The sequence below is a fragment of the Breznakibacter xylanolyticus genome (genome assembly GCF_003254275.1).
GTDB classification, from domain to species: domain Bacteria; phylum Bacteroidota; class Bacteroidia; order Bacteroidales; family Marinilabiliaceae; genus Breznakibacter; species Breznakibacter xylanolyticus.
The window spans coordinates 167,148-174,091 of sequence record NZ_QKZK01000007.1; the positions used below are offsets into that span (position 1 = coordinate 167,148).

The window sequence follows — 6,944 nt, forward strand, 5'->3', positions numbered from 1 at the left end:
GATGTCAAACAAAAAAAACATGAACCACCCAACATTGCCAAGGGATTACCCCCGGGGGTTGAGCAATTGGTACAAGCGCCCTGAAATCTCAAACGCCTCCAACGACGTACCCAGCAAGGGAATGCCCTCTTCGTGGCTCTGCACCATCGTATCGGCCGCGGGCTCGAGGCCTTTGACCAGGATCACGGCGGCTACCTCCTTGAGCGAAGCCACGGCCATGATGTTGCGATGCGTTTGCAGGGTGATCCACACCTGCCCTTCATCCACATTGCCCATCACATCGCTCAACAAGTCGGAGGTGTAGCCTCCGGTTACGTCGTGATCCAGACCGGCCTGTCCGCTGAAAACCGTCAGGCTCAATTCGTTTACCAAGTCACTTACCTTCATATTTAGCGCCTTTTTTTCGACAATCTTTATCCAATCGATCCTTGCCCCAAGTTTTTTCGATGATGCGAATGGCATGGTCGCTGCTGAGCTTGCGATGTTTTTCCATGGTTCGCTGTAAAAAGATGCAATGCGACAAATTGGCTTCGCGGCGGGTGATGTCCTCGGCCAGGCTTTGGCAGTTGGGAGCCCCGCAGGCGCCACAATCAATGCCGGGCAAATAACACATCAGGTTGCGTGCCTGCTGCATCTTTTTAAGCGCCTGCCCTACATCGGCACCAAAAGCCTGAATGCTGCGGGGATGTATCTCATCGAGCGTCAAATGCTCATCGAGATAATCGAGAGCAGCCCCATAAGCCGGATTGTCGGTCAACGACCCGTCCTTCATCGACAGAGTCTTTTTGCGCAACCGCTCCACTATGAGAAAACGGTTACGACTCATGAGCACTCCGCCGGCACACCCCTCGTCACAGCCGCGCAATTCCAGAAAATCAACATCGGTGATCTGGTCGGTCGTTTCGAGCTGATCCAGCAACTCAATCACGTTATGAATTTCGTCAATGGCCAAACAACGGCCCTGCATGCGGTCGGCCTCGCCATTGGTCAGGCTCCACAACGCCCCCTTATGAGGGATGGGAGGAATCTCAAGGGCCATGCCCTGCCCCACGTCGGGTTGTTGAATCAGCAGTTGTTGCACCTTATTATACAGGAAATCCATGTTGATGACACCATTGATGACCGACTGTTTTTCACCCACCGGGCTTTTCACAGCGGCAATTTTGGCGGCGCACGGGGTCACGTAAAACAAACCGATATCCGATTCATCGATGCCCTGGCCGATGAGCATTTGCTTATACAAAATGGACGTGGCATCGATGGGCGGTTTGATGGGAATAATATGGTCGACCAAGGCCGGAAACCGTACCTGAATGAGCCGCACAATGGCCGGACAAAAAGGGCTGATGAGAGGCTTATCGGGCATTTCTCCCTGTGCCTGCACCATGCGACGCGTAATGACATCGGCCGTCTGCTCCACCTGGCAAACATGGGTAAAGCCAATTTCCTGCACGGCGGCGTGAATGCGTTCATCGCTGACCGTATCGGCAAACTGCCCAAAAAAGACGGCCGGCAACAAAGCCACCCGCACCTTAAAATCAAAGATGCGGGCAAAATCGTCCTGCGCCACATAAATGGCATCTACGGGGCATGCCCGCATGCATTCGCCACAGTCAACACACCAATCCTGACGTATGGTTGCCTTGCCATCACGGATGCGAATGGCCGATGTGGGGCATTTCATCATGCAATGGGTGCACCCGGTACATTGGTCGGTGTTGACGTTTAAGGCATGATAAAATGATTCGTTGAGCATAACAACCGCTTAAAGATATAATGTTCAAAAATAAGTAATTAATTCGACCCGAGTTCCCACCCCCACCTGACTGGAGATGTTGAGTACATCGACATTTTTTTTCATATTGGGCAACCCCATACCGGCACCAAACCCCATCTCGCGCACCTTGGCCGAAGCGGTGGAATAACCGGCTTGCATGGCCAGGGGGATATCAGGAATGCCCGGTCCCTGATCGCGCACCTCAATGGAAACACTTCCCTGTTCAACACGCGCGGTAATGATCCCGTTGTAAGCATGAGCCACCACGTTTACCTCAGCCTCATACAGAGCCACCACCACCCGTTTGACCACCTTGGGATCGACATTCAACTGCTTGAGCACTTTTTTAATGCTGCTGGATGCATGCCCGGCTTTACTAAAATTACCCCCTTCTACCTCGTAAGTCAATTCCATGAATCACAAATATTAATAAACCGGCGCCAAGCCATGCGTATAAAGAATTCCCACGGTTCGATACATCGAATAAGCACATTCAAGCATCACCAGATTGTTTTCACAGGCCAAAGCCACCATGTCAGGGGTGGCTTTTTTGCCTCTGACCAACAACACACAAGCGATATCAGACATTTCGGCCGTACGAATGGTCTGCGTGTTGCACATGCCCGTGATGAGCACCAGTCCGTCGGTGTCGAGCGTGAGCACATCGCTCATCAAGTCGCTGGCAAAGGCCGCCCGCAAAGGCTCCGACAGTCGTTGATGGCCACACACCACGCGGGCGTCCAATAATGAAACAACAGTTGATATTTCCATACACAAGGGTTTTCAATAAACAGGTTCACGCAAGCCATGCACAATTATGACGCTGGGATAAGTGTGGCAAAATAGTGCTCCAAATCGTGCAAGGGTTTCAACGACACCTCCGTGCCACCCTCGCCCTTTTGGCCATAATCGAAGGGATTATCCAGATCGCGAATCAGAAAGAACATGTAAGATATCAAAAAAGTCACCACCAGGGTAAAAAACATCGACGCATAAAATGGCTTGATGTTGATGATGATCAATCCCACAGCAATGATGAGCCCCATGGCCTCGAGAATGGCATAGGCCGACTGAATAAAATTGGTATCCCGAATGGTGTCGATACGCAACAACATTTTGCGAAAATTGTGCTGCTCGTTTTTCAGCCGAATCACGTATGCCGGCTGCACTCCATCGCGCTCCAGCGCAACAAAAACATCATTCATTTGCGACAGCATGGCCAGCATGTTCACCGTTTTCTCGTTGCGATAAAACCACGCCATCAGATGCGACAATAACTGCTGTTGCAGCGACATCAAATGCGCGGTAGCCGCTGATGGCCTGGCTTGACTCAGGGTGTAAGCATCGTCGTACATGGTTCGCAGGGAGGCGGCCAATTCGGAAGGCAGTTTTTCGCTCTCCTTGTAATCGGCCATCACACCCGACAACAAAAAACCAATCAGAAAAATGGTTCCGGCCACCAAACTGGTAAACAATGCATTGAGCTCCATCACTTCCAACTGAAGATGATGGGCCACCAGTTTTAACGTGGCAACCAAAAGAATGACGGGCAAAATTTTGAATGCCAAGGCCCATTTCTGCCAAAAATTGCGCGTGGTACGCCGAAAAAGATCTGAAGATGAAATGTTTCGATTCATTTTAATGGATTCATTACGGGTCACAAATATGTGATTTAATCATCGAATCCCGACATCCGGACAGAGAAAAAACGGCATCGACCATTCATGATCTGATCCCCCGCCCCGTCAGTCACAAAAACGAGAGCTGCACCTGCTTTAAATAACGATCCTCGAGCAGCTTGGCCATGCGCCGCAAGAGGGTGCGACGCATCTCCAGTTCCACGGGCAAAGTGGGATCCTGATGAGCCATGTTGATGCGGGTGCCCACCACCACGTGAATGTGATCACTCTCGAGCAGCATTTTCACCATCAGGTGAGCCGGCCCATTTCCCGAAATGTCACTATCGGTGTTGCTTTCGAGCATGCGCAGGGCTTTCCCCAGCGTGAGAATGCCCTCAGTCACCAGATCAATGCCCTCGACCACGGACACGGGAGGCAATTCAGGATCGGTCACCTCCATGCCGGCATCGAAACGCAAAGCCAGCTCTCGGGCAATGATTTCGGCCGTGGTTCCCCCGGCCACAATTTTTTTCCCCTTGAATTGCTGCACCTGGAGGGCAAAATCCAAATCGTTTTTCTCGTCGAAGGGCGGACCCGACACCAGCAACAACTTGCGGGGTTCACGCAAATAGATAACGCCGCACGAAGTATCGTCTTTGGGCTGCCCGCCATCGTAGCGAATGGCCAGCGCCACCATTTTTCGACTCAGCCGTGCCGATGCCGCATAGGGGTCGCCCGTTACCAGTCGCAAAACCCCTTCCACGGCTCCCTGCCGCCCCCATCCAAAAGGAAGCGCACGACTGCCCATGCCGGCCTGCACAATGCCGTCGGACCAAAAAATGATGCGATCGTCCTTGCATGCCTGAAATGCGCACACGTGCAACACTTTGCCACCCTGATGCCCTTCGATGGCCAGTTCGACCACCTCCCAGCCGGGATCGAACACCGTGGTGCCACGCAACACCAGACACCGCGGGTTGTCGTATTCCACAATAGAGGTCAGTCCATCATCATCGATGTCGATGATTGAAAAAGTGCTATAACTGATGCGACGAGTGCTGCACACAGGCAGGGTTTTCATGATGATTTCGGCCGTTTGACGCACATCTTTTCGCCCAATGGTGAAGTTGAGTGCCATGGATGCCGTGAGCGTGGCCAGCACATTGGCCTTCACGCCGCTGCCCATGCCATCGCTCAGCACCATGATGGTGCGCCCCTCTTCGCGCACGCGACGCGAGAGAAATACATCGCCGCAAATCATCTCGCCATGATGATGGCTTTGTGAGCAATGCACGTCGAGGAAAAAATCGTCAGGACACGGGTTCATGGTCACCTCCAGTCATTTGGGCATCGATAATGGAATTGAGAATTTTTTCGGTTTTAGATGCGCTCTCCCCCAGCAAGAACGCGATTTGCTGAACGGTTTCGAGATTCTCGCGAATGACGGCACGGGCACGCTCCACCACCTCATCGCGACGAATGTCGGGCGCCGCCAAATCACGAATAATGCCCCCAATCACCTGATGTTTACGAATGGTAAACACCGCCACATGTACCAGTCGGTCATCGAGCTGCATGTCGCGATTCACCACCTCGTCGCCCGATTGCAACACCGCCCCAAACAGTCGGTGAAAAGGCACCAGCCGCTCGAGCTGTGCCCCCCGCAAGCCGGGCACCATCTCGTGCAGTTCACGGGCATCATCGCCCAGCATCTCAACAAACACTTTGTTCGACTCAATAATTTTCAGGTCGGCATTAACAATCACCACCCCCACGCGCAGTTTATCGAGCATGGTAGTGACCGTGGCTGCCGCCTCTCGGGCTGCCTGCTCCTCCTGCCGGGCCTTTTCTTCGCTCTTGAGCAATGCTTCGCGCGCCAGGCTCAGTTTTTCGTTAGCCAGCCGAATTTGCGCCACCGAAGCATGCAACTGCTTATTGGTATAGGTATAACACATCTCATAATTGGTAAGCCCCTGCAAATGAGCAATGGCAAACTCGCGGCAAGTGGGATAACCACATGCCCCGCACCCCAGACGATCTTCCTTTTTCTCTTTGCCCATTTCGGCCAACACCCGTTCAATGTCGTCGTCCGACGGCAGGGGCAACCGCATGTCCTGCGCTTTGAAATGACGCGTCAAATCGAGCGACTGAAACGTTTGAATATCTTCCTCCCACTGCACCACATCCAAATTGGTCAACCGCTTGTTGACATACCGAATCACCTGCGACCGGCGATGAAAGCGCTTGCCCCTTGGCGAAGTGCCCGGCCCCATGTGGCACCCCCGGCAATAAAACAAATCGAGATGCTTGTTCAACTCAGCATCGGAGGCGAACTCCCGTAGACTCTGCAAAAAATTGGTGCGCCCCTCGGTGGTGAGCACGTTACCGGTGAGCAAATCCTGACTGACATTCACCGACTGCAACAGGCCATGACTGATAGGAAACAAGCCCCCCTTTCGCCCAAGTGGGGGATCAAATTCACTGTAGGTCACCGAATTTTCGGTGATGCCACGTTCCGTAAACCAACGACGCAATTCCGCAAACGTGATCACGGCATCGATTTGACCGTCGGTATGGACAAAATGATGCACGTCGTTTTTGGCAGCCACACATGCCGTGAGATACACCATTTTGATATCGTCGCCATATCGATGGTGCAACACCTTGCTCATGGCCACCCAGGGTGGGACGATGGGTGCCAGATTTTCAATCAAAAAAGGCAACTGCCGGGCAACATAATCGACCACCGGAGGGCATTTGGAAGAAATGTAATACCGCCCCTGAAAATCGTTGAACAACGCCTTGTATCTGAGCGCCACCAAATCGACCCCAAAAGCCGCTTCGGCCACCAGATGAAACCCCAAGGCACGTATCATGGCCACAAACTTCCGGTAATCAGAAATATCATCAAACTCACCCGAAATGGCGGGATCGCAAATGGCTGCCACACGGTTTTTGCCTCCAAACAGCGCCTTGGCATCGTCAAGTTCACTTCTATAAACAATGGCCTCGGCCGCGCACATGGTCACACATTGCCCACAACCAATGCAGCGGGATGTCATCACCTGAGCATGCCCGTCAGCAATGCGAATGGCTTTGGCCGGACAGGTGCGAATGCAGGTGAGACTCAGATTGCACTTTGCGGGATCGACTTGAACAAGTGAGGCCATGTTGTGGCTTTTAATGGTGTGTGAGTTGAAAGAAGTATCAAGATCACTACTGACCGACAAAAAATAAAATAAGGGTTACCGCCCGAAGGTTTCACCCTATAGTTGTAGATTTATGTTGCGAAACAAAATACAACTATGGGCAAAGATATTGAAAAGAGTTTAGTCGGTCAGCCGATTTTCAAGCAGATGATGGATTTTTTACCACGTAATAAGTTCGACTTATTGGTTTCAAAACATAAATCGGATCGGTATTACAAGACTTACTCGTCGTGGGATCAATTGGTAACCATGTTGTTCGGCATCTTTAGCCGTTGCGACTCCATGGGGGAAGTCTGCGATGCGATGAAAACGCTCCAAGGAAAGCTAAGCTATTTGGGA

At 52.0% G+C, this 6,944-nt stretch carries 8 protein-coding genes; 1 reads left to right on the top strand and 7 read right to left on the bottom strand.

Annotation, left to right across the window (positions count from 1 at the left end; all coding sequences use genetic code 11):
- Positions 1–45: 45 nt before the first annotated feature.
- The 7 genes from LX69_RS06030 to LX69_RS06060 form a co-directional block, all read right to left on the bottom strand.
- Complete coding sequence (locus LX69_RS06030; RefSeq protein ID WP_111444924.1) at positions 46–387, bottom strand: serine kinase; 342 nt, start codon at positions 385–387, stop codon at positions 46–48.
- Positions 374–1,756: a [Fe-Fe] hydrogenase large subunit C-terminal domain-containing protein gene (locus LX69_RS06035; RefSeq protein WP_111444925.1), complete on the bottom strand. Its 1,383-nt coding sequence runs from the start codon at positions 1,754–1,756 to the stop codon at positions 374–376. The genes LX69_RS06030 and LX69_RS06035 overlap by 14 nt, the downstream gene beginning before the upstream one ends.
- Positions 1,757–1,780: 24 nt before the next feature.
- Complete coding sequence (locus LX69_RS06040; RefSeq protein ID WP_111444926.1) at positions 1,781–2,191, bottom strand: ATP-binding protein; 411 nt, start codon at positions 2,189–2,191, stop codon at positions 1,781–1,783.
- Positions 2,192–2,203: 12 nt separating this feature from the next.
- A complete protein-coding gene (locus tag LX69_RS06045) occupies positions 2,204–2,548 on the bottom strand; it encodes a DRTGG domain-containing protein (protein ID WP_111444927.1) in 345 nt (114 codons plus the stop codon).
- Positions 2,549–2,592: 44 nt separating this feature from the next.
- Positions 2,593–3,414, bottom strand: a complete 822-nt coding sequence (locus tag LX69_RS06050; RefSeq protein ID WP_111444928.1) for a bestrophin-like domain — start codon at positions 3,412–3,414, stop codon at positions 2,593–2,595.
- Between the two features lie 112 nt (positions 3,415–3,526).
- A complete protein-coding gene (locus LX69_RS06055; RefSeq protein ID WP_111444929.1) occupies positions 3,527–4,723 on the bottom strand; it encodes a SpoIIE family protein phosphatase in 1,197 nt (398 codons plus the stop codon).
- Entirely contained in the window at positions 4,707–6,566 is a 1,860-nt protein-coding gene (locus LX69_RS06060) for a [Fe-Fe] hydrogenase large subunit C-terminal domain-containing protein (protein WP_111444930.1), read from the bottom strand. Before LX69_RS06060 ends, LX69_RS06055 begins: the two co-directional genes overlap by 17 nt.
- 135 nt (positions 6,567–6,701) lie before the next feature.
- On the opposite strand from LX69_RS06060, the gene LX69_RS06065 reads away from it, so the two are divergent.
- Positions 6,702–6,944, top strand: a 243-nt coding sequence (locus LX69_RS06065) for a DUF4372 domain-containing protein (RefSeq protein WP_146260598.1), incomplete at its 3' end; no start/stop codon positions are given.

What these genes read in the sequence shown, in the direction of transcription:
- LX69_RS06030 (WP_111444924.1), bottom strand. Translation starts at nt 387, where the DNA reads ATGAAGGTAAGTGACTTGGTAAACGAATTGAGCCTGACGGTTTTCAGC.
- LX69_RS06035 (WP_111444925.1), bottom strand. Translation starts at nt 1,756, where the DNA reads ATGCTCAACGAATCATTTTATCATGCCTTAAACGTCAACACCGACCAA.
- LX69_RS06040 (WP_111444926.1), bottom strand. Translation starts at nt 2,191, where the DNA reads ATGGAATTGACTTACGAGGTAGAAGGGGGTAATTTTAGTAAAGCCGGG.
- LX69_RS06045 (WP_111444927.1), bottom strand. Translation starts at nt 2,548, where the DNA reads ATGGAAATATCAACTGTTGTTTCATTATTGGACGCCCGCGTGGTGTGT.
- LX69_RS06050 (WP_111444928.1), bottom strand. Translation starts at nt 3,414, where the DNA reads ATGAATCGAAACATTTCATCTTCAGATCTTTTTCGGCGTACCACGCGC.
- LX69_RS06055 (WP_111444929.1), bottom strand. Translation starts at nt 4,723, where the DNA reads ATGAACCCGTGTCCTGACGATTTTTTCCTCGACGTGCATTGCTCACAA.
- LX69_RS06060 (WP_111444930.1), bottom strand. Translation starts at nt 6,566, where the DNA reads ATGGCCTCACTTGTTCAAGTCGATCCCGCAAAGTGCAATCTGAGTCTC.